At 65.9% G+C, this 22628-nt stretch carries 21 protein-coding genes and 3 pseudogenes; 22 read left to right on the plus strand and 2 right to left on the minus strand.

Annotated elements, in window-relative coordinates; genetic code table 11:
• The first annotated feature begins 38 nt into the window (after positions 1 to 38).
• Together DSM43276_RS10385 and DSM43276_RS10390 are read left to right on the plus strand one after the other, a co-directional pair.
• Complete coding sequence (locus DSM43276_RS10385; RefSeq protein WP_078330685.1) at positions 39 to 518, plus strand: hypothetical protein; 480 nt, start codon at positions 39 to 41, stop codon at positions 516 to 518.
• Between the two features lie 10 nt (positions 519 to 528).
• Positions 529 to 732 (plus strand): Trm112 family protein, encoded by a 204-nt coding sequence (locus tag DSM43276_RS10390; RefSeq protein WP_078326171.1) that lies wholly within the window; start codon positions 529 to 531, stop codon positions 730 to 732.
• Here DSM43276_RS10390 and DSM43276_RS10395 read toward each other — a convergent pair.
• Positions 722 to 823 (minus strand): annotated as a pseudogene (locus DSM43276_RS10395) (TetR/AcrR family transcriptional regulator); the annotation flags it as partial. The gene DSM43276_RS10390 and the pseudogene DSM43276_RS10395 overlap by 11 nt on opposite strands.
• 19 nt (positions 824 to 842) lie before the next feature.
• Here DSM43276_RS10395 and DSM43276_RS10400 point away from each other — a divergent pair.
• The 3 genes and pseudogenes from DSM43276_RS10400 (at position 843) to tyrS (ending at position 3818) form a co-directional block, all read left to right on the plus strand.
• Positions 843 to 1460: a DNA-3-methyladenine glycosylase gene (locus DSM43276_RS10400; protein ID WP_078330686.1), complete on the plus strand. Its 618-nt coding sequence runs from the start codon at positions 843 to 845 to the stop codon at positions 1458 to 1460.
• A pseudogene (locus DSM43276_RS10405) lies at positions 1453 to 2477 on the plus strand (ADP-ribosylglycohydrolase family protein). Before DSM43276_RS10400 ends, DSM43276_RS10405 begins: the two are co-directional and overlap by 8 nt.
• A 12-nt stretch (positions 2478 to 2489) precedes the next feature.
• Positions 2490 to 3818, plus strand: coding sequence for a tyrosine--tRNA ligase (gene tyrS, locus DSM43276_RS10410; protein WP_078330687.1), 1329 nt, complete (start codon positions 2490 to 2492; stop codon positions 3816 to 3818).
• 12 nt (positions 3819 to 3830) lie between these two features.
• On the opposite strand, the gene DSM43276_RS10415 is transcribed toward tyrS, so the two are convergent.
• Positions 3831 to 5489: an ABC-F family ATP-binding cassette domain-containing protein gene (locus tag DSM43276_RS10415; protein ID WP_078330688.1), complete on the minus strand. Its 1659-nt coding sequence runs from the start codon at positions 5487 to 5489 to the stop codon at positions 3831 to 3833.
• Positions 5490 to 5854: 365 nt separating this feature from the next.
• Here DSM43276_RS10415 and DSM43276_RS10420 point away from each other — a divergent pair, with 365 nt between their 5' ends.
• The 17 genes and pseudogenes from DSM43276_RS10420 (at position 5855) to der (ending at position 22539) form a co-directional block, all read left to right on the plus strand.
• Positions 5855 to 6502, plus strand: a complete 648-nt coding sequence (locus DSM43276_RS10420) for a tetratricopeptide repeat protein (RefSeq protein ID WP_078326528.1) — start codon at positions 5855 to 5857, stop codon at positions 6500 to 6502.
• Positions 6495 to 7499: an HAD-IIA family hydrolase gene (locus tag DSM43276_RS10425; protein ID WP_078330703.1), complete on the plus strand. Its 1005-nt coding sequence runs from the start codon at positions 6495 to 6497 to the stop codon at positions 7497 to 7499. Before DSM43276_RS10420 ends, DSM43276_RS10425 begins: the two co-directional genes overlap by 8 nt.
• Positions 7500 to 7548: 49 nt before the next feature.
• Positions 7549 to 7758 carry a hypothetical protein gene (locus tag DSM43276_RS10430; protein ID WP_078330689.1) on the plus strand — a complete coding sequence of 70 codons (210 nt, stop codon included), beginning with the start codon at positions 7549 to 7551 and terminating at the stop codon, positions 7756 to 7758.
• Positions 7759 to 7760: 2 nt separating this feature from the next.
• Positions 7761 to 8567: a TlyA family RNA methyltransferase gene (locus DSM43276_RS10435; RefSeq protein ID WP_078330690.1), complete on the plus strand. Its 807-nt coding sequence runs from the start codon at positions 7761 to 7763 to the stop codon at positions 8565 to 8567.
• Positions 8567 to 9520 carry an NAD kinase gene (locus DSM43276_RS10440; protein WP_169053052.1) on the plus strand — a complete coding sequence of 318 codons (954 nt, stop codon included), beginning with the start codon at positions 8567 to 8569 and terminating at the stop codon, positions 9518 to 9520. Before DSM43276_RS10435 ends, DSM43276_RS10440 begins: the two co-directional genes overlap by 1 nt.
• A 2-nt stretch (positions 9521 to 9522) precedes the next feature.
• Entirely contained in the window at positions 9523 to 11292 is a 1770-nt protein-coding gene (gene recN / locus DSM43276_RS10445) for a DNA repair protein RecN (RefSeq protein WP_078330691.1), read from the plus strand.
• A gap of 185 nt (positions 11293 to 11477) precedes the next feature.
• Positions 11478 to 12662 carry a putative cytokinetic ring protein SteA gene (gene steA / locus DSM43276_RS10450; protein WP_078330692.1) on the plus strand — a complete coding sequence of 395 codons (1185 nt, stop codon included), beginning with the start codon at positions 11478 to 11480 and terminating at the stop codon, positions 12660 to 12662.
• Between the two features lie 7 nt (positions 12663 to 12669).
• Positions 12670 to 13614: a copper transporter gene (locus tag DSM43276_RS10455; protein ID WP_078330693.1), complete on the plus strand. Its 945-nt coding sequence runs from the start codon at positions 12670 to 12672 to the stop codon at positions 13612 to 13614.
• Positions 13615 to 13757: 143 nt separating this feature from the next.
• Positions 13758 to 15437: pseudogene (locus DSM43276_RS10460) on the plus strand (CTP synthase); the annotation flags it as partial.
• Positions 15438 to 15444: 7 nt separating this feature from the next.
• Positions 15445 to 16089, plus strand: coding sequence for an NUDIX domain-containing protein (locus DSM43276_RS10465; protein ID WP_078330695.1), 645 nt, complete (start codon positions 15445 to 15447; stop codon positions 16087 to 16089).
• A complete protein-coding gene (gene xerD / locus DSM43276_RS10470; protein WP_078330696.1) occupies positions 16086 to 17033 on the plus strand; it encodes a site-specific tyrosine recombinase XerD in 948 nt (315 codons plus the stop codon). The genes DSM43276_RS10465 and xerD overlap by 4 nt, the downstream gene beginning before the upstream one ends.
• Before the next feature lie 140 nt (positions 17034 to 17173).
• The gene (locus tag DSM43276_RS10475; protein WP_078330697.1) at positions 17174 to 18055 is read left to right on the plus strand and encodes a ParA family protein; all 882 of its coding nucleotides are present in this window, start codon (positions 17174 to 17176) and stop codon (positions 18053 to 18055) included.
• Positions 18056 to 18117: 62 nt separating this feature from the next.
• Positions 18118 to 18948, plus strand: a complete 831-nt coding sequence (locus DSM43276_RS10480; protein WP_169053053.1) for a segregation and condensation protein A — start codon at positions 18118 to 18120, stop codon at positions 18946 to 18948.
• Entirely contained in the window at positions 18945 to 19715 is a 771-nt protein-coding gene (gene scpB, locus DSM43276_RS10485) for an SMC-Scp complex subunit ScpB (RefSeq protein ID WP_078330699.1), read from the plus strand. The genes DSM43276_RS10480 and scpB overlap by 4 nt, the downstream gene beginning before the upstream one ends.
• A 3-nt stretch (positions 19716 to 19718) precedes the next feature.
• Entirely contained in the window at positions 19719 to 20459 is a 741-nt protein-coding gene (locus DSM43276_RS10490; protein ID WP_078330700.1) for a pseudouridine synthase, read from the plus strand.
• 8 nt (positions 20460 to 20467) lie between these two features.
• Positions 20468 to 21142 carry a (d)CMP kinase gene (cmk, locus tag DSM43276_RS10495; RefSeq protein WP_078330705.1) on the plus strand — a complete coding sequence of 225 codons (675 nt, stop codon included), beginning with the start codon at positions 20468 to 20470 and terminating at the stop codon, positions 21140 to 21142.
• Entirely contained in the window at positions 21139 to 22539 is a 1401-nt protein-coding gene (gene der, locus DSM43276_RS10500) for a ribosome biogenesis GTPase Der (RefSeq protein ID WP_078330701.1), read from the plus strand. The genes cmk and der overlap by 4 nt, the downstream gene beginning before the upstream one ends.
• The last annotated feature ends 89 nt before the right edge of the window (positions 22540 to 22628 follow it).

Raw genomic sequence — 22628 nt, forward strand, 5'->3', positions numbered from 1 at the left:
GTTAGGCTGACCTCCGCGATACCCGGAAGGAACTCGTCATGCCGACACGCCTACGTGCCCTCACTGGCACCGCACTGGCCGCCGCCGGTCTCTCCGCAGCCTTGGTGTTCGGGCCCGGCGCCGGCACCGCCAGCGCCGATGTGCTTGATGACATCGCGCACGAGTACTCCACCGGAACCAGTGGCGGTCAGGTCTCCAACCTGGTCCGCACGGCGCTTCAGCTACGAGCCAGGGGCGCCCAGGTGAGCTCCTCGCAGAATGACGCCCTCAAGGCCGCGCTCGACAAGCGGCCCAGCCAGATGCCGCTGATCAACTCGCTGAAGTCGGTCATCGCCACGCAGTCTCAGTTCCTCAAAGCTGCCCAGAAGCCACAGCAGCCCGTCCATATCGGCATCAGCGGCACCAACGGAACCAACAACCCGAACGGTGGACCGCCCAACGTCAATCCGGGACCGGGTATCGGCGTCAGCGGCGGCGGGGGCCAGCAGATCTTCAACGAGAACATCCCACTGGGCTGATATCACCGACATGCCTCTTGACGCCGCACTCCTCGACATCCTGGTCTGCCCGATCGACCGCGGGACACTCCTGCTCATCGGCGGCGAGACCGACGGCCTTCTCTACAACCCTCGCCTACGTAAGGCCTATCGGATCGAGAACTCCATCCCGGTGCTCTTGCCCGACGAGGCCCGCGACGTAACCGACGAGGAGCACCAGCGTTTCACCGAGTAAGGCCCGGCAGCGCGCCCGTCAGATAGCGCTGAATGTTCGGCCCGACGGTGAGGGCGATCTCCTCGGCCGTCAGTGAGGCCAGCGGCTCGAGCGTCAAGGACAATCGAGGGGTGAGTGCCGAGATCCTGACGAGCCACCCGGTCAAAGCCGCACAGCGCCTCCTCGGCGCCACCATCGAATCACGCGGGGTCAGCGCGGTGATCGTGGAAGTAGAGGCATACGGGGGCGTGCCCGACGGTCCATGGCCCGATCCCGCCTCGCACTCGTTCCGGGGGCCTACGAATCGCAATCGGGTCATGTTCGGGCCCGCCGGCCATCTATATGTATATCGAAGCCATGGAATTCACCTGTGCGCCAACGTGGTTTGCGGCCCGGCCGGTATCGCCGGCGGTGTGCTGATGCGGGCGGGGGCGATCGTGGACGGTGTGCCGACGTGCTGGCAGCGGCGTCCCACCGCCCGCGACGACGCGGGTTTGGCCCGCGGCCCCGGGAACCTGGGTGCCGCTCTCGGGATTACCCCCGAGGACAACGGCGTCGATGTCTTCTCCGCGTCCAGTCCGGTGCGTCTCGTGTTGAGCCACGCACGGAAGGCGCAGTCCGGGCCACGAGTGGGTGTCAGTGTGGCCGCTGATCGTCCCTGGCGGTTCTGGCTGCCGGGATACCCGGAGATATCCGCATACCGGCGTAGTCCCCGCGCGCCGCAACCCGATACTGAGCTGTATGCCTGACGAACGAATACGCGCATCGCTGCTCGGTGGCGCACTCGGTGATGCCCTCGGCGGGTTCGTCGAGTTCGACAGCGTTGAGCAGATCCGGTTGCAGTTCGGGCAGAACGGCATTGCCGAACCCGAACCGGGGCAGCCGATGCTCATCACCGACGACACGCAAATGACGCTGTTCACCGCCGAGGCGCTCATCCGCGCCCGCCGTGCCCCCGCGTGCGACCCTGCCGACATCGAGCATCGCGCCTACCTGCGCTGGCTGCATACCCAGGGCGGCCAGGTGCCGGCAGATGTCATCGATGGATGGCTGGTTACTGTCTCCGAGCTGCACTCGCGCGTGCACCTGGGAACACCTGCCTCACGGCGCTCGAGTTCACCAGTTCACCTGCCCGCGAGCATGGTTCGCGCACACACCCGTTGAACAATTCCAAGGGGTGCGGAGCAGTGATGCGCGCCGCACCGGTGGGACTTGCCGAGCGCGATTCGGCAGGGGCCTTCGAGCTGGCTGCGGATCTGGGGGCGCTCACCCATTCACATCCCAGCGGTTACCTCAGCGCCGGGGCACTCGCGGTGATCATCAACCGATTGGCGGCCGGGGCAACGCTGGCGGAGGCCGTGCAGAGGGCACTGGATCTGCTCACCGCGCATTCCGGATACCAGGAGACACACGAAGCCCTCAGCCGAGGTGTCGAGCTTGCGGCGCACGAACGGCCCACTCCGGAACGGATCGCATCCCAGCTCGGTGGTGGATGGGTCGGGGAGGAAGCGCTTGCCATCGGTGTCTGCGCGGCCGCTTGCGCGCGCGACTTCAAGGACGGAATCCGGTTGTCGGTGAACCATTCCGGCGACTCCGACTCCACCGGGTCCATCACCGGAAACATCCTCGGGGCGATGTGGGGCATGCGGGCGCTACCCCCGGACTGGCTGGATCGGCTCGAACTGCGCGAGGTCATCGTCACCATCGCCGACGACCTTCTCGGACCTACGGGGCCACGATGGGATGAGCGGTATCCCGCACGGTGAACCCGATAGGGGATGATCGTTGCCGTGGTTTCTACAACTGACGGTCTTCGCGCAAGCGGCTCATCCGACATCCTCGATGAGCTCGCCTGGCGCGGCCTCATCGCGCAGACGACCGATCTCGACACACTCGCGGCCGATATCGCGCAGGGGCCGATCAGCGTGTATGGGGGTTTTGACCCCACCGCCGCGAGTCTGCACGCCGGGCATCTGGTGCCGCTGCTGACACTGAGCCGATTCCAGCGGGCGGGGCATCGGCCCATCGTGCTGGCCGGGGGAGCCACGGGCCTCATCGGAGATCCGCGCGACACCTCCGAACGCAACATGCACGGGGCCGACCTCGTCGCCGAGTGGGCCGACCGGATTCGCGGGCAACTGGAGCGGTTCGTCGAATTCAACGACACGCCAACCGGAGCCATCGTCGCGAACAACCTCGACTGGACCGGCCAGCTCACCGCCTTGGAATTCCTGCGCGATCTGGGCAAGCACTTCTCCGTCAATGTCATGCTCGACCGCGAGACCATCCGCCGCCGCCTGGAGGGCGATGGCATCTCCTACACCGAGTTCTCGTACATGTTGTTGCAGGCCAACGATTACGTGCAGCTGCACCGCAAGTACGGCTGCTCGCTGCAAATCGGCGGCTCTGATCAGTGGGGCAATATCGTCGCCGGTGTCCGGCTGGCTCGTCAGCAAGACGGCGCGTCGGTGCACGCCTTAACCGTTCCGCTGGTGACCGCGGCCGACGGCACCAAGTTCGGTAAGTCCACCGGTGGCGGCAACCTCTGGCTCGACCCCGAGATGACGAGTCCGTACGCCTGGTACCAGTACTTCATCAACACCGCCGATGCCGACGTGGTGCGATACCTGCGCTGGTTCACTTTCCTGTCCGCCGAAGAAATCGGCGAGCTGGAGACGTCGACAGCGGAACGGGCACACGAGCGTGCCGCTCAGCGTCGATTGGCCGTCGAGGTCACCACCCTGGTGCACGGCGAAAGCGCCACCCAATCAGTCGAACTCGCCAGCGGTGCGCTGTTCGGTCGCGGCGAGCTGGACCGGCTCGACGAGGGCACGCTCACTGCGGCCCTGACCGAAGCGGGCAACGGAGAGCCCGCCCGGCTCGCGGACGGCGAACCCGACACCATTGTCGATCTGCTGGTGAGCAGCGGACTTTCGGAAAGCAAGGGCGCCGCACGCCGCACCCTCAAGGAGGGCGGTGTCTACGTCAACAACACCAGAGTTAACACCGAGGACTGGACGCCAAGCGACGGTGACTACCTCACCGGAGGGTGGCTCGTGCTTCGTCGCGGAAAGCGCAACATCGCCGGAGTGCAGCGAGTCCGCTAGTCGCAGAGTCGGCTATGTCCACTGGGGTTCAACGGATTCCTTCACTTTGCCGTCCTCGCCGAAGACGAGGTAGCGCGTGAAGGTCCGTGCGAACCATCGATCGTGGGTGACCGCGATCACCGTACCGTCGAAGGCCGCCAGCGCGTCTTCCAATGCCTCCGCCGAATGCAGGTCCAGGTTGTCGGTCGGCTCGTCGAGTAGCAGCAATGTCGACCCCATCAACTCCAGCAGCAGGATCTGGAATCGGCCCTGCTGTCCACCGGATAGCGAGCCGAAGGTCTGCTCGGCAGACGGCGCCAGCCCGTAACGGTCCAGGATCCGTGAGGCCTGCTCACGTCCGTGTCCTGCGCGCCGTTCGTCCCCGTGATGCAGGATGTCCAGCAGTGTCCGATCCATCAGCCCCTCGTGATGGTGTGTCTGCGCGAACCAACCCGGACGGACCCTCGCGCCGAGCCGCAATCGTCCGTCGTGGCGCACCGCTTCGGGAATCATGTCGCCCACCGGCAACTGGTCCGGCTCCGGGTCGCTGCCCCCGCTGGCCAGCAGTCGCAGGAAATGTGACTTGCCGGTGCCGTTGCCGCCCAGCACCGCGACGCGATCCCCGTACCACAACTCGGTATCGAATGGCTTTGTGAGACCGGTTAACTCAAGGTTCTCTGCGATCACGGCACGCTTGGCGGTGCGACCACCGGTGAGACGCATGCGAACGTTCTGCCGCAGCGGGACAGCTTCGGGTGGCCCCGCCTCGTCGAAGCGACGGAGCCGGGTTTCGGCTGCCTGTAGGCGGCTGGCCATATCGGAGTTGTACGCCGCTTTCTGCCGGTACATCAACACCAGATCACGCAGCGCCGCCCGCTGTTCGTCCCAGCGGCGGCGCAACTCGGCGAGTTTGGCGTTCCGGTCCGCTCGCGCCTGGTGATACGTCGCGAACGGCCCCGGGTGCACCCACAGCGAGGACCCGGACCGGGTGGGTTCCAACGTGGCGACCTGGCCGGCAACGCGATTGATCAACTCACGATCGTGGCTGACGAATAGGACTGTCTTGGGCGACTCCGCGAGCTTCTCCTCAAGCCATCGTTTGGCCGGGACATCCAGATAGTTGTCGGGCTCGTCGAGCAGCAGCACCTCGTGGGGTCCACGTAGCAGCGATTCGAGGACCAGGCGCTTCTGCTGACCGCCCGAAAGTGTGTTGACGCCGCGAAATCTAGCCAGTTCAAACGGAATTCCCAGCGCCGCCATGGTGTGCACGTCACATTCGGTCTCAAACTCGTACCCGCCCACATCGGCCCAGTCGGCCAGCGCCTGTGCGTAGGTGAGCTGGTCACGTTCGCTGTCATGCTCCATGAGCGCCAGCTCGGCGCCGTCCAGACGGCCGGCGGCTGCTCTGATGCGATCCGGCGCCACCGACAGCAGCAGATCGCGGACCGTCGAATTGTCGCGAACGGAACCGATGAACTGCCGCATCACGCCGAGCTGCCCACCCCGCGTGACAGATCCGTCGTGCGGATCTGTGTCGCCGGCGATGACACGCAACAACGTCGTCTTACCGGTCCCGTTGGGGCCGATCAGCGCGGTTTTGCTGCCTTCGCCGACACGGAGGCTGACATCGTGAAGAAGTGCTCTGCCGTCCGGGAGGTGATAGCCGATGGCATCGAGCTGCACATGGCTCATAGCGTTCAGTCTGCGTAACGGATCACCTCGATCGCCACCGAATTTCCGGCGAAGGCCCTGTTACCGGCATACTCGCGCTGTAATACATGGTCTTCGCGCAAGCTGGGGGCACCTCCCACGCGTGGGGGACTCATCGACAAAAGGAGGTGCCCGTGGACCAGCGAGGACCCAGGCAGCAGGGGCCCAGAAAGCACGGCCCGAGTCGCCCCGCACAGGATTCAGGTGCGCGGCGCGACGACCGTGGTGGCGGCGCTGCGCGTCCGCGCCGGTCGGACGAGCGCGGCGGCGATCGACCTCAGCGAAATCAGGCACCGCGGCCTCGACGCACCGATGACCGCCAGGCCCCACGAAACTTCGGCCCGACCATTCCCGACGAGGTCGAGGCCAAGCAGCTGGCCCACGATGTTCGCGCCGAATTGCTGAGCCTCGACAAGAACACCGCGGACACGGTGGCCCGGCATCTGGTTGTCGCGGGCAATCTGCTCGACGAGGACCCGGAGGCCGCGCTGGAGCATGCCAAGGCCGCCAAGAGTCGCGCGGCCCGCATCGCCGGTGTCCGCGAAGCGCTCGGCATCGCCGCGTATCACTGTGGGGACTGGGCGCTGGCATTGTCCGAGCTGCGTGCGGCCAAGCGCATGGGCACGCGGTCGCCGCTGCTGGCGCTCATCGCCGATTGCGAACGGGGAGTTGGCCGCCCCGAGCGCGCCATCGAGCTCGCCCGCGGCGATGAGGCCAAGGCGCTCACCGGCGATGCCGCCGACGAACTGCGCATCGTGATCGCCGGAGCGCGTGCCGATATGGGACAGCTCGATCAGGCGTTGGCGGTGCTGTCCACGCCGGCACCCGATCCGAAGCGTGCCGGTGTGGTCGCGGCGCGGCTGTTCTACGCCTACGCCGACATCCTCCTGGCTCTGGATCGCAAACCCGAAGCGGTGCAATGGTTCCTGCACGCCGCCAACGCCGATGTCGAAGGCCACACGGACGCCGAGGATCGGGCAGCCGAACTTGCCTGACACACTCGTCGGCGCCCACGACTGCCTGCTCCTGGACCTCGACGGCACCGTGTTCCGGGGTGCCGAGCCCACCCCGAACGCCATTGCGGCGTTGGCGGCGGCCGGCGACGCGCGGCAGCTGTACGTCACCAACAACGCGAGCAGGTCCGCGCCCGAGGTGGCCGAACACCTCACCTCCCTGGGATTCGCGGCGACCGCCGGTGACGTTGTCACCAGCGCCCAGAGTGCGGCGAGACTGTTGGCCGAAGCTCTTGAGCGCGAGGACGCGGTGCTCGTGGTCGGCACCGAGGCACTGGCCGCCGAGGTGGCCGCCGTCGGCCTCACCCCGGTGCGCAGCTTCGACAAGGCTCCACGCGCTGTGGTGCAGGGGCATTCACCGGACACCTGTTGGACCACCCTTGCCGAGGCCGCACTCGCCATCCGGGCGGGCGCCTATTGGGTGGCGGCCAATGTGGACGCCACGCTGCCTACCGAGCGGGGCCTGCTCCCCGGAAACGGGTCCATGGTGGCCGCGCTGCGTACCGCCACCGATGCCGATCCGGTCGTGGCCGGCAAGCCGGGGCGCGCACTCATCGAGGACGCGTTGGCACGCGGCACCTTCTTGCGGCCTCTCGTAGTCGGGGACCGGCTCGATACCGACATCTCGGGTGGCAATGCCGCGGGCCTGCCCAGTCTCATGGTGCTCACCGGCGTGAACAGCGCCATCGACGCGATCTGGGCGGATGCCGCGCATCGACCCACGTTCTTGGGGACCGATCTGGCGGCATTGCACCTGCCGCTGCCCGAGGTGCGTATCGAACCGAAGCCGTCGTGGCAGGTCACCGTGGATGTCGACCAGGTGTCGATCGGAGCCGTCGGCGACGCAGGGTCGCCCCTGTCGCTGGCCCAGGCTCTGGCAGCCGCGGTGTGGGCGACGGGCCCTGCCCCGGCGAGCAGGCCCATTGTGGCCACCGATGACGTGGCAGAACGGGCCTGGCAGCAGCTTTCTGCCGGATAGTGTGCCGTCGCCCCTGCCACTTCGGGGAGATCCACTAGCCTTGAGCGCGATGACCACCCCGAACGATGTTGCCCGCCAGGCCGGTGGATCTGACCCCGATGAGGTCAGGTCCCAGGTGCAGGCGCTGCTGGGTCAGCTCGACCCACCCGCCGGCTTCGGCGATTCCGAGGCCGAGCTGGATCTCGAGACCCAAGCCCAGGTACTGGAGCAGGCACATGACGTGTTGGTCCGAGCACTGGAATCCGCGGAGCAGGGATAGCCATGGCCCGGCACGCCAGGGTCGACGCCGAGTTGGTGCGCCGAGGACTCGCTCGTTCGCGTCAGCAGGCAGCTGAACTGATCGACGCGGGCCGGGTGCGTATTGACGGCATACCGGCCGCCAAAGCAGCGACAGCCGTGCCGGCGACGGCCTCCCTTGTGGTGCAGGGGGAACCCGGAGACAAGTGGGTCTCACGCGGCGCCCATAAACTCCTCGGGGCACTTGAGGCCTTTGGCCCACACGGGCTTTCCGTCGAGGGCAAGCGCTGCCTGGACGCGGGGGCATCGACGGGCGGCTTCACCGAGGTACTCCTGCGTTCGGGCGCTCGCGAGGTGGTGGCCGCCGATGTCGGGTACGGACAATTGGCCTGGTCCCTGCAGTCCGACGATCGAGTCACCGTGCTCGATCGCACCAATGTGCGCACCCTGACACCCGAACTGATCGGCGGATCGGCACAACTGATCGTGGCCGACCTCTCCTTCATCTCGCTCGCTTTGGTGCTCGACGCGCTGATCGCCTGTGCCACAACCGATGCCGATATCGTGCCGATGGTCAAACCCCAGTTCGAGGTGGGTAAGGAGCTTGTCGGCACGGGAGGGGTGGTGCGTGATCCGCAGTTGCGCGCCGATGCTGTGGTGTCGGTTGCCCGCCGCGCGCAGACGCGGGGTTGGCACACCGCGGGAGTGACGGCCAGCCCGCTACCCGGGCCGTCTGGAAATGTCGAGTACTTCCTGTGGTTACGGAAAACAGATTCCGGCCTGGATATTGAGGCAGCCGTTGCCGAAGCTATTACGAAGGGGCCGCAGTGATGACCCGCTTGGGCGAAGCACATCAGACTCAGGTGACCGAACGCAAGATCTTGCTTGTCGCTCATACGGGCCGTGATGAGGTCATCGAGACCGCCCGCCGTGTCGCGAAAACTCTGGGGGAGAACGGCATCACGCTGCGGGTGCTCTCCGCGGAGGCCATCGATCGCGGACCGGTGCACCTGGACCCGACCGAGTTTCGCTCCCTCGGTGTGGGCGTCGAGGTTGTCGACGCCGATCAGGATGCCGCCACCGGCTGTGAGTTGGTGTTGGTACTGGGCGGGGACGGCACCTTCCTCCGGGCGGCTGACCTCGCACGCAGCGCGACCGCACCCGTACTCGGAGTCAACCTGGGCCGCATCGGCTTTCTTGCCGAGGTGGAGGCCGAGGCGATCGACGCCGTCCTCACCCATGTGGTGGAGGGCACCTATCGCGTCGAGACCCGGATGACACTGGACGTTCTGGTCCGTATCGGCGGTGAGGTGGTCGAACGCGGCTGGGCACTCAACGAGGTGAGCATCGAAAAGGGCCCCCGACTTGGCGTGCTCGGCGTGGTACTGGAGGTGGACGCGCGTCCAGTGTCGGCATTCGGGTGCGATGGCGTTCTCGTCTCGACCCCGACGGGATCCACCGCCTACGCATTCTCGGCGGGCGGACCGGTTGTCTGGCCCGACCTGGACGCGATTCTCGTGGTGCCCAATAACGCTCACGCATTGTTCGCGCGGCCGATGGTGACCAGCCCTGCCTCTACCGTGGCCGTCGAGATCGAGGCCGACGGGCATGACGCGCTGCTCTTCTGTGACGGCCGTCGCGAGATCCGGGTTCCGCCGGGCGGGCGGGTCGAGGTGGTGCGCGGCCATCAGCCGGTGCTGTGGGCGCGCTTGGACAGCAAGCCCTTCGCGGACCGGGTCGTGCGTAAGTTCCATTTGCCTGTCAAGGGCTGGCGGGGAAGGTAGTCGTGCTCACCGAGATTCGCATCGAGTCCCTTGGCGCCATCCCCGCCGCCACCGCGGAGTTCGACAGCGGGCTGACCGTGCTGACCGGCGAAACCGGAGCAGGTAAGACCATGGTGGTCACCGGTCTGCATCTGCTCGGCGGGGCGCGCGCCGACGCCAACCGGGTGCGGGCGGGCGCCGACCGCGCCGTGGTCGAAGGCCGATTTCTCACGACTGATCCGCTCGGCGCCGAGCCCACCGACGTCACCGAGGTATTGGATTCCTCGGGGGCACAACGGGACGACGACGGCAGCGTGATCGCCGCGCGCTCGGTGACCTCCGATGGCCGCTCGCGCGCGTACCTGGGCGGGCGCTCCGTGCCCGCCAAATCGCTGGCCAGCTTCACCGCGGGTCTGCTCACGGTGCACGGCCAGAACGACCAGCTGCGCCTGATGCGCCCCGAACAGCAGCTCGCGGCATTGGACAGATTCGCCTCGGAAGGCCCGGCCAGCATCGAGGCGCTCCTGACCACCTACCGCAAGCTGCGCGAGGAATGGCTCACCGCCCGGCGCGACCTCATCGACCGCACCAATCGGGCGCGTGAGCTGGCGCAGGAAGCCGATCGACTCGGATTCGCGCTCAACGAGATCGATGCCGTCGACCCGAAACCAGGGGAGGACGACCAGCTCGCCGCCGATATCCATCGCCTATCCGAACTCGACGCGCTGCGCGATGCGGCGGCCTCCGCACGCAGTGCGCTGGCAGGCTCGGATTCCCATGGTGAGGCCGACGATTCCCAGTCGGCGATCGATCGCATCGCGAAGGCCAAGGTACTGCTGGAAGCCACCGATGACGCCGCGCTGCGAGCCCTGGCACCACAATTGGCCGAGGCACTCGCGGTGGTCGGTGACGTCTCCCGTGAGCTGACCGCGTTTACGGACGAATTGCCAAGCGATGCAAGCACTCTCGAGGAGAAGCTGGCACGTCAGGGGCAGCTGCGCACGCTGACCCGCAAGTATGCTGCCAACCTCAATGGGGTGATCGCCTGGGCGCAGGAGGCGCGCGGCAGACTGGCCGAGGTCGACACCTCCGAAGAAACACTCCATGCCCTCTCTGTCCGCGTGGATCGACTTGCCGGCGAACTAGCTACCGCCGCAACAGGTCTGACCAAGGCGCGTACCAAGGCCGCCAAGGCGCTGGGTAAAGCCGTCACGGCCGAGCTGGCGGGCCTGGCGATGGACCGAGCCGCGTTCACCATTGCCGTGGAACCCATCGCGGCCCGGACCGATGATGTGGCGCCCCTGACGCTGCCGTCCGGGCAGACCGTGCACGCGGGATCGGCGGGTGCCGACGCCGTCGAATTCGGATTCGCTGCGCATCGCGACAACCCGATGCTGCCGCTGGCCAAGAGCGCGTCCGGAGGTGAGCTCTCACGCGTGATGCTGGCCCTCGAGGTGGTGCTTGCCGCCTCGACTGCGGGGACCACCATGGTGTTCGACGAAGTCGATGCGGGTGTGGGCGGCCGGGCCGCCGTGCAGATCGGCCGGCGGTTGGCCAAGTTGGCGCACACCCACCAGGTGATCGTCGTGACGCACCTACCCCAGGTCGCGGCGTTCGCCGATATTCACCTCACTGTTGACCGGGTGGGCAGTAAGGGCAGCGGTGTCCGCCGTCTGGATGACGAGGATCGGGTCGCCGAACTGGCCCGGATGCTGGCCGGGCTCGGCGACTCCGACACCGGACGGGCGCACGCCCGTGAGCTGCTCGACGCCGCCCGTTCCGAGCGAGGCTGAGCTCCCTTCCACGAGCTGGGGGTACCTCCCGCTTGCGGGGCACGCTTGTGGCCCACAAACCCCGGGTGACCTGCGTGATATGCACTTCCTCGGCCGTGAAACCAGGGGTGCTGGAGTGACTAATGTGACAGGTGTTACGGCGCGCCTCCACTGCCTGAGCAGCCCCGCGAGCGATCATCAGCTGTATGAACTTGACCACGATGCTCACTCGAAGCAGCAGCTCCCGGCCTGGCATCGTCGGAACAGTGCGGACCGACAGGGACATCAACCGGCTGCTGCAACGCCTCAACCCGGGTGATATCGCCGTGATCGACATCCTCGATCTGGATCGCATCACAGCAGACGCTCTTGTCGACGCGCGCGTCAGCGCTGTGGTCAACGTCTCGCCGTCGATCTCCGGCCGCTACCCGAATCTGGGGCCCGAGGTGCTCGTCGCCAACGGCATCATCCTCATCGACAGCATCGGACCCGAGGTCTTCAAAAAGGTCAAGGACGGCTCTACGGTTCGCGTGCACAATGGCGGCATCTACAACGGTGACCGCCGCCTCATCGCCGGGACACCGCGCACCGATGCGGACGTGCACGACCTGATGACCGAGGCCAAGACCGGATTGGTCGCCCACCTGGAGGCGTTCTCCGGCAACACCATCGAGTTCATCCGCAGCGAGAGTCCGCTGTTGATTGACGGGATCGGTATCCCGGACGTCGACATCGACCTGCGCAACCGCCATGTCATCGTCGTGTCCGACGGCGTCGGTGCCGCCAATGACCTGAAGAACCTCAAGCCGTTCATCAAGGAGTATCAACCGGTTCTCATCGGAGTCGGGACCGGCGCCGATATCCTGCGTAAGGCCGGCTACCGGCCGCTCATCGTGGTGGGCGACCCGCTGCTGATGAGTAACGATGTCTTGAAATCCGGTGCGCAGGTTGTTCTTCCCGCCGACGCCGACGGGCACGCCGCCGGGCTCGAACGCATCCAGGACCTGGGAGTCGGGGCCGTGACCTTCCCGGCGGCGGGTTCGGCCGCGGACCTGGCGCTGCTGCTGGCCGATCACCACGGTGCATCACTGATCGTCACGGTGGGCCACACCGCGTCCATCGAGGAGTTCTTCGATCGCGAACGCCAGCAGTCCAATCCGTCGACCTTCCTGACCCGGCTCAAGGTCGGCGCCAAGCTCGTCGACTCCAAAGCCGTTGCGACGCTGTATCGCAACCGGTTCTCCGGTGGGGCCATCGCCTTGTTGATCCTGGCGGTGTTGGTGGCCGTGATCACGATGCTGTGGGTCACCAGTGCGGGCGACAGCGCGGCCGAATGGCTGCTCGCCTATTGGAACCGGATGACGGTCTGGGTGCAGAACCTAGTCAGCTGAGCTACTCATGATTACTCTGCGTCAGCACGCAATATCCCTCGCTGCGGTTTTCCTCGCACTGGCAGTGGGTGTCGTACTCGGCTCGGGCCTGCTCAACGACACGCTCCTCTCGGGCCTGCGCGACGACAAGCGCACCCAGCAACGACAGATCGAAGACCTCAATCAGGACAAGAATGCCCTGGGTGAGAAGCTCAACGCGGCAAGCAATTTCGATGCCACCATGGCGCCCCGAATGGTCAAGGATGCCCTGGGTGATCGAAAGGTGGTGCTGTTCACCACCCCGGAGGCGGACCGCTCCGATGTCGACGGCATCGCTCAACTGATCTCGACCGCCGGCGGGTCGGTATCGGCCCGGGTCGGGCTGACCGACCAGTTCACCGACGCCAATCAGGGTGAACGGCTGCGCACCATCGTGAACTCGTCGATCCTGCCCGCGGGGACGCAGCTGCGCACCGATGCCGTAGACCAGGGATCGCAAGCGGGTGACCTCGTGGGCATCGTGTTGCAGATTGCCCCGCACAAACCAGAAGAGCAGGCACCGCCGGTGACCGACGAGCAGCGCGACATCGCACTGTCGGCGCTGCGTCAGAGCGGATTCATCACCTACACCGACGGGCAGGTGTCCGCGGGAAATCTCGCGGTGATCGTGACCGGTGGAGCGTTACCCGACGACGCCGGGAACAAGGGGTCCAGCGTCGCGCGATTCGCTGCCGCGCTGGATCGGCGCGGCTCGGGCACCGTGCTCGTCGGACGCAGCGGATCGGCCAACGGCATCGCGTCGATCGCGGTGACCCGTGCCGACGGTTCCATGGCCTCGGCGGCGAGCACCGTCGACGATGTCGAGATGGCCTCGGGCCGCATCACCACCGTCCTGGCGCTGCGCGAACAGTCCGATGGCCACTCGGGTCGATACGGCCTTGGCCCTGGAGCTACTTCCATCACGGTGCCCTAGGCGGGCCATAAAAAGGGATCTAGCCCACACCGCACGGCGTGTTCGGTGCCTGTTGTCGGCGTGTTTGTTAGGGTGAGGTTCCGTGGGTCAGCAGGGCCCCGATCCAGTCAGAATTGCCCTGCGCAGTCGTCACGGGAGCCTTCTTGCCAGGTCTACGCAAGCATCCTCAATCCGCCACTCGGCACCTCTTCGTCAGCGGCGGAGTCGCCTCCTCGCTGGGCAAGGGACTGACCGCCTCCAGCCTCGGGCAACTTCTCACATCACGCGGTTTGCACGTGACCATGCAGAAGCTCGATCCGTACCTCAACGTGGATCCGGGCACCATGAATCCGTTCCAGCACGGCGAGGTCTTCGTGACAGAGGATGGCGCCGAGACCGATCTCGACGTCGGGCATTACGAGCGCTTCCTGGATCGCGACCTGTCAGGTTCGGCGAATGTCACGACGGGGCAGGTCTATTCGTCCGTGATCGCCAAAGAGCGACGCGGTGAGTACCTCGGCGACACCGTGCAGGTAATCCCGCACATCACCGACGAGATCAAGAGCCGCATCCTCGCGATGGCCGAGCCCGATGCCAATGGCAAGCGGCCCGACGTGGTCATCACCGAGATCGGCGGCACCGTCGGCGATATCGAATCGCAGCCGTTCCTGGAGGCGGCGCGCCAGATCCGGCACGACGTCGGCCGCGACAACGTCTTCTTCCTGCACGTCTCCCTGGTGCCGTACCTGAGGCCGTCCGGTGAGCTCAAGACCAAGCCGACGCAACACTCGGTCGCCGCGCTGCGCAGCATCGGCATCACCCCCGATGCGCTGATCCTGCGTTGCGATCGGGAGGTGCCTGAGCCGCTCAAGAACAAGATCGCGCTCATGTGCGACGTGGATGTCGACGGTGTCATCTCCACACCGGACGCCCCGTCCATCTACGACATCCCGAAGGTGCTGCATCGCGAGGAGCTCGACGCGTACGTGGTGCGCCGGCTCAACCTGCCCTTCCGCGATGTCGATTGGACAGAGTGGGGCGATCTGCTGCAGCGCGTGCACGAGCCCAGCGAGTCGGTGCGAATCGCCTTGGTGGGCAAGTACATCGACCTGCCTGATGCCTATCTATCGGTCACCGAGGCGCTGCGTGCCGGTGGGTTCCGGCACCGCACGAAGGTCGACATCAAGTGGGTGCCCTCGGACGACTGTGAGACCGAGGCCGGTGCGCAGTCCGCGCTCGGTGACGTCGACGGGGTGTTGATCCCAGGCGGTTTCGGCATCCGGGGCATCGAAGGAAAGCTCGGCGCCATCGGCTACGCACGTAAGCGGCGCATCCCGATGCTCGGCCTGTGTCTCGGATTGCAGTGCATGGTGATCGAGGCGGCACGCTCGGCGGGTCTCGCCGATGCCAACTCTGCCGAATTCGACCCGAAGACTCCGAGCCCGGTGATCGCCACCATGGCCGATCAGGTGCGGGCGGTTGCCGGTGAGGCAGATCTGGGCGGAACGATGCGTCTCGGCGCCTATCCTGCTGTTCTGGAAGCCGACTCCATTGTTGCCGAGGCGTACGGAACGACCGAAGTGTCCGAACGGCACCGGCATCGGTACGAGGTGAATAACCCCTACCGCGACAAGATCGCCGAGAGCGGTCTGCGGTTCTCCGGGACATCCCCCGACGGACACCTGGTGGAGTTCGTCGAGTATCCGAGGGATGTGCACCCCTTCGCGGTAGCTACCCAGGCGCACCCGGAGCTCAAGAGCCGCCCCACCCGTCCGCACCCGTTGTTCGTCGCATTCATCCGTGCTGCGATGGAATACAAAGCGGCCGAACGCCTTCCACTGGACCCTGACAGTGAGTAACGGGGCTTCCGGGGACGGAGAACGCCATGAGTTCCTCACCCTGGAGTCCGAGCCTATGTACATGGGCGGCATTCTGGCGTTGCGTCGTGATCGTGTCGCGATGCCCGGCGGCGGCAGCGCGATTCGCGAGGTAGTCGAGCATTACGGGGCGGTGGCAGTCGCCGCCGTGGACGAGGTCGGACAGGTCGCACTGGTGCATCAGTACCGCCATCCGCTCGGACACCGGCTCTGGGAACTGCCCGCCGGACTGCTGGACATCGCGGGGGAGGACACCCAACTGGCCGCCGCACGCGAGCTGCGGGAGGAGGCCGGCGTCGAAGCAACCACCTGGCGGGTACTCGTGGACGCCGCTGCCTCGCCCGGTTTCACCGACGAGGTGGTCAGGGTGTTTCTGGCCACCGGGCTCTCGCATCCGGGCCGCGGCGAAAGCCATGACGAAGAGGCCGACATGACGGTGCATTGGTTGCCGCTGCCCGAAGCGGTCTCGATGGTGCTCGCCGGCGAGATTGTGAACGCCATTGCCGCGGCGGGCATTCTGGCCGCACACGTGGCCCTCGCCGGCCACCACACCCGCGACTCTGACGCCCCCTGGCCGGACCGGCCAACAGCCTTTGCGAAACGCAAGGCCGGAATGTGACCGTGGCGGTCCGGCTCCTAGACGGTGAGATCCAGTCCTATCTGGATCACCTCGACGTGGAACGCGGCGTCGCCGCCAACACCCTGAGCTCATACCGTCGCGACCTGCGCCGCTATCAGCAGCATCTCGCCGACCGCAAGATCGGTCGCCTCGCCGACGTGTCCGAACCCGATGTGAGCGATTTCGTGGTCACCTTGCGCCGCGGCGACCCCGACAATGGTGTGCCTGAGCTGTCCGCGTCCTCGGCCGCCCGCGCGCTGATCGCCGTGCGCGGACTGCACCGGTTCGCCGCCCTCGAGGGGCTGGCCCCGACCGATGTCGCTCGCGCCGTCAAACCACCGACCCCCAACCGGCGACTGCCCAAGAGCCTGACGATCGACCAAGTAGAGGCCCTATTGGCCGCCGCAGGCGGAGGTGCCACTGACGGCCCGCTCGATCTCCGCAACCGCGCGCTCCTGGAACTGCTGTACTCGACCGGGGCGCGCATTTCCGAGGCCGTGGGGCTCGATGTCGACGATGTCGATGTCCACGCGCGCTCGGCCTTGCTCTGGGGCAAGGGCGGCAAGCAGCGACTGGTGCCCGTGGGGCGCCCCGCGGTGGAAGCACTCCAGGCCTATCTCGTGCGCGGACGTCCTGATCTGGCCCGACGAGGACGCGGCGGTGTGCCCGCGCTGTTCCTGAACTCCAGGGGTGGGCGGTTGTCGCGCCAAAGCGCCTGGCAGGTACTGGCGGATGCCGCCGAACGCGCCAGAATCAGCGCGGCGGTATCGCCGCACACACTGCGGCACTCCTTTGCAACGCACCTCCTGGAAGGTGGTGCCGATGTTCGCGTCGTGCAGGAATTACTCGGCCACGCCTCGGTGACGACGACGCAGATCTACACGCTGGTCACCGTCAGTTCGCTACGCGAAGTATGGGCTGGTGCGCATCCCCGCGCCCGGTAGTGCCGACTCCATGTGCGGGTTGCCGCTACCGGAAGCCGCAACCCCACTAGACTTGCCCGAATGCCTTCGATGAGGCCCCCACAAGTGGGTGGGACCCCCAGCTTGCGCGCAGAGGGGCGAACAGACGACCGGGAGGTGACGTGACGGACCCGAACGTCGACACCGAGTTCCCCGTCGAAGACGGCGACCTTGATCTGACCGGTCGTCCTCACAAGGACACGCCCGAGCCGAAGCCGGTGACGACCCACGGGCCGGCCAAGGTCATCGCGATGTGCAACCAGAAGGGTGGGGTGGGTAAGACCACGTCGACCATCAATCTGGGCGCTGCGCTGGCCGGCTACGGGCGACGGGTACTGCTTGTCGACCTTGACCCGCAGGGCGCCCTGTCGGCCGGTTTGGGAATCGCCCACCACGAGCTGGAGACCACAGTGCACAACCTGCTGGTGGAGCCCAGGGTGTCGGTGGACGAGGTCCTCATGCGCACCCGCGTCGAGGGACTGGACCTGATACCGAGCAACATCGACCTCTCCGCAGCCGAGATTCAGCTCGTCAACGAGGTGGGTCGGGAGCACTCGCTGGCCCGCGCGCTGCACCCGGTGCTCGACCGCTACGACTACGTGCTCATCGACTGCCAGCCGTCGCTGGGTCTGTTGACGGTGAACGCGTTGGCCTGCTCCGAGGGGGTGGTCATCCCGATGGAATGTGCGTTCTTCTCGCTGCGCGGGCTGGCGTTGCTCACCGACACCGTGGCCAAGGTGCGCGACCGGCTCAACCCGAAGCTGTCGGTGTCCGGAATCGTCATCACCATGTTCGACGCCCGCACTCTGCACGCGCGTGAGGTGATGGCCCGGGTCATCGAGGTGTTCGGCGACCAGGTCTTCCACACCGTCATCACCCGCACCGTCCGCTTCCCGGAAACCAGCGTGGCGGGGGAGCCCATCACCACCTGGGCGCCCAAATCCTCCGGTGCCCAGGCGTATGTCTCGTTGGCTCGCGAGGTAATCGACCGGTTTGAATCGTGACGGTCGAGGTACCGGAAGCGCGGACTGTGTCTGATCCAGTCGCGACTTCCACGGAGCCCGTAGTGCCCGACTCCGCCGCTCCGGAACCGGAACCGAAGGCCGCCGATACCCACGGCTTCCGGATTCATCTCACCAACTTCGAGGGTCCATTCGACCTACTGCTGCAACTGATTTCGCAGCATCGGCTCGACGTCACCGAGGTCGCTTTGCACCAGGTGACCGACGAGTTCATCGCCTATACCAAGACGTTGGGCGATACGTACAGCCTGGACGAAGTCACCGCGTTCTTGGTGGTGGCGGCGACCCTGCTGGATCTCAAGGCAGCGCGATTGCTGCCCTCGGGCCAGGTGGACGACTCCGACGATTTGGCGCTCCTGGAAATCCGTGACCTGCTGTTCGCGCGGCTGCTGCAGTACCGGGCCTTCAAGCATGTGGCGGAGATGTTCGCCGAACTGGAGGCCGCCGCCCTGCGCTCGTACCCGCGCGCGGTGGCGTTGGAGGAGCGGTTCAGCGAGCTGCTGCCGCCGGTTCACCTGGGGCTCGATGGGGATCAATTCGCCCAGCTCGCCGCCGGTGCGTTCACTCCCCGGCCGGTGCCAACGGTGGGCCTGAGCCATCTGCACATTCCCCGTGTTTCGGTGCCTGAACACGCCAAACGGATGGTCGAGCTGCTGTCCGCACGCGGCGCGGGACAGTGGATGACGTTTACCGAGCTGGTCGCCGAATGCGCGGCACCCATCGAGATCGTGGCCCGCTTCCTAGGCGTCCTCGAGCTCTACCGCTCCAAGGCGGTACTATTCGAGCAATCCGAACCGCTTGGACCGCTCCAAGTTTCATGGACCGGTGAGCGCCCGGCGCAGGATGATCTAGAAAAGGCAGTGGACTACGCATGAGTGAGCAGACGATCCCTGTCGAGGGGTCGCAGGAGTCCACCGATCTCGACGCCCCCGTCGACACCGAGATCAGTGCCCCGGAATCCGACTCGGAAGCCTCTGGCGAGGCCGAATCGGGTGCGGACGAATTCGTCCCGATGGCCGATGACGAACTCATCAGCACTCTCGAGGCCCTGTTGCTGGTGGTGGACACTCCCATCAGTGCCTCGGCGGTGGCCGCGGTCGTTGCCCAGCCATTGGACCGGGTAGCCGAAGCGCTGCAACGGATTTCCGAGATCCTGACCGATCGCGCCAGCGGAATCGATCTTCGTGAGACCGTCGACGGCTGGCGTATGTACACGCGCGCCCAGTACGCGCCATACGTCGAGAAGCTGCTGCTTGACGGTGCACGGTCCAAGCTGACCCGTGCCGCGCTGGAGACCCTTGCCGTGGTGGCCTACCGACAGCCGGTGACCAGATCCCGGGTCAGTGCCGTCCGGGGCGTGAACGTCGATGCCGTCATGCGAACACTGCTCATGCGCGGGTTGATCGCCGAAGCCGGCACCGATGACGAATCCGGCGCTGTGATGTTCCGCACCACCGAGTTGTTCCTGGAGCGGCTCGGGCTGACCTCATTGACAGATCTTCCCGATATCGCACCGCTTCTTCCCGATATCGACGTGATCGACGACCTATCCGAAAACCTCGGCGACGAGCCGCGGTTCGCGCGGCTCAACCGGACGCCGGCCGTCGGCTCCGCACCCGCCTTTACTGTTGATCAGGACTGAACGATGAATGAAGAGGGAATTCGACTCCAGAAGGTGTTGTCGCAAGCGGGAATTGCGTCACGCCGGGTAGCCGAGCGGATGATTTACGAGGGTCGCGTCGAAGTGGACGGTCAGATCGTCACGGAGCAGGGCAGGCGAATCGATCCGGCGGTCAACGTGGTTCGCGTCGACGGCGCCCGCGTGATCATGAACTCCGAGCTGGTGTATCTGGCACTCAACAAGCCCTACGGCATGTTATCGACCATGTCGGACGACCGTGGCCGCGCCTGCATCGGGAAGCTGATCGAGGAGCGGGTGAGGAGCAATCAGGGCGTGCGCAATGTCGGGCGCCTCGACGCCGAAACCGTCGGGCTGATCCTGCTCACCAATGACGGGGAGCTGACTCACCGGCTCATGCATCCGTCCTACGAGGTGCCCAAGACGTATATCGCCACGGTGGCGGGCACGGTGCCGCGCGGCCTCGGCAGGCAGCTGCGCGACGGCGTGGAACTCGCCGACGGACCGGCGAAGATCGACGATTTCAAGTTCCTCGGCACCGTGGATGGCCAGACCATGATCCAGCTGACCCTGCATGAGGGACGCAATCGCATTGTGCGCCGGATGCTCGACGCCGTGGGTCATCCGGTGTTGGAGTTGGTGCGTACCAAGGTCGGCGATGTGGTGCTGGGCAATCAACGTCCCGGGAGCCTGCGTGCTCTAGGCCGCGACGAGGTTGGCTCGCTGTACAAGGCGGTGGGCTTGTGACGCGCGTCGTGGTGGCCATCGACGGACCATCCGGCACCGGAAAATCGTCGGTGGCCAAGGAATTGGCTCGGCAGCTCGGCGCCGCCTATCTGGACACCGGGGCGATGTACCGGATCGTGACGCTCTGGGTGCTGCGCGCCGGTATCGACCTCGCCGATCCCGCAGCCATCTCCGCTGCCACCGAACGGGTCCCCTTGTCGGTGGGGTCTGATCCCGATGCGCAGACGGCACTGCTTGCGGGAGAAGATGTTTCAACTCCCATCCGGGGAACCGAGGTGACCGGCGCTGTCTCTGCGGTGTCCGCGGTGCCGGCAGTGCGCGAGCGATTAGTGCGACAGCAGCGCGAGCTGGCCGAGGGCAGCGGCGGCGCGGTGGTGGTAGAGGGCCGCGATATCGGTACCGTCGTGCTCCCGGATGCCGACGTGAAGATCTATCTCACCGCATCGGCACAGGCCCGGGCGCAGCGCCGGAATGCACAGAACGTTTCCGGCGGCGGGGTCGACGAGTACGAGCGCGTGCTCGCCGACGTGCAGCGCCGCGATCATTTGGACTCGACACGAGCGGTGTCGCCACTGCGGCCGGCCGAGGACGCGGTGCAGGTCGACACCAGCGATATGACACAGGATCAGGTCGTGGCCCACCTGCTGGACCTGGTGCGAACAAAGGCAGGGGCATCTCGATGACCGACGGCACATGGGTCGATGAAAGCGATTGGGAAGTCGACGAATTCGAAGAAGATGGGGGAGTCGAGGAACCGAGTGCCCCGCCTGCCGTTGTGGCAGTGGTCGGTCGTCCGAATGTCGGCAAGTCGACATTGGTGAACCGGATCATCGGGCGTCGTGAAGCGGTTGTCCAAGACATTCCCGGGGTGACCAGGGACCGCGTCTCGTATCCCGCCGAATGGATGGATCGCCGATTCACCGTCCAAGACACCGGCGGGTGGGAGGCCGATGCGTCTGGCCTGCAACAGCTTGTCGCCGAGCAGGCGCGGCACGCGATGGCGACCGCCGATCTCATCATCCTGGTCGTGGACGCCACGGTCGGCGCGACCTCAACAGACGAAGACGCGGCGAAGTTACTGCGCCGCTCAGGCAAGCCGGTCTTCCTGGCTGCCAACAAGGTTGATAGCGACCGGGCCGAGGCCGATGCGGCAACACTGTGGTCGCTGGGATTGGGAGAGCCCTTTCCTATCAGCGCCATGCATGGGCGCGGGGTCGCGGATCTGCTCGACCGTGTGGTCGCCGACCTGCCCCAGGTGTCCGCACGTGGATCGGGGGAGGGTGGCCCGCGACGTGTGGCTCTCGTTGGAAAACCCAACGTGGGCAAGAGCTCTCTGCTGAACAAGCTGTCAGGCGACCAGCGGTCGGTGGTCCACGATACTGCCGGGACGACGGTCGACCCGGTGGACACTTTGATCGAACTCGACGGCAAGACTTGGCGTTTTGTTGATACGGCAGGTTTGCGCCGCAAGGTTGGACAGGCCTCCGGCCATGAGTACTACGCCTCGCTGCGCACCCATGGGGCCATCGAGGCTGCCGAGGTCGCGATCGTGCTCTTGGACGCATCCCAGCCCATCACCGAACAGGACCAACGAGTGCTGTCCATGGTGGTCGAATCCGGGCGCGCATTGGTCCTCGCGTTCAATAAGTGGGATCTGGTGGACGAGGATCGTCACGACCTCCTTGAACGTGAAGTAGACCTTCAGCTTTCGCAGCTCGGCTGGGCGCAACGGGTGAACATTTCAGCCAAGAGCGGCCGGGCACTCCAGAAACTGGTGCCCGCGATCGAGTCTGCGCTGCGCTCCTGGGATTCGCGAATTTCCACCGGTCAGCTCAATACCTGGATCAAGGAAGTGGTTGCCGCGACGCCACCTCCGGTGCGCGGCGGGAAGCAGCCACGCGTGTTGTTCATCACCCAGGCCACGTCACGGCCACCCACCTTCGTGCTATTTACCACCGGTTTCCTCGAAGCCGGGTATCGCCGGTTCCTCGAGCGCAGACTGCGCGAAACCTTCGGCTTCGAAGGGACTCCCATCAGGGTGAATGTTCGGATGCGCGAGAAACGCGGACCCAAACGCTAACTGCCGGTGAGATAGCAACGGGGACAAGCTAAAAGATCTCGTGCACATTGCTCTCTCAGGCTCCGTTCACCGAATATTCGCACTCGTGT

This window comes from Mycobacteroides salmoniphilum (genome assembly GCF_004924335.1).
GTDB classification, from domain to species: Bacteria; Actinomycetota; Actinomycetes; order Mycobacteriales; family Mycobacteriaceae; genus Mycobacterium; species Mycobacterium salmoniphilum.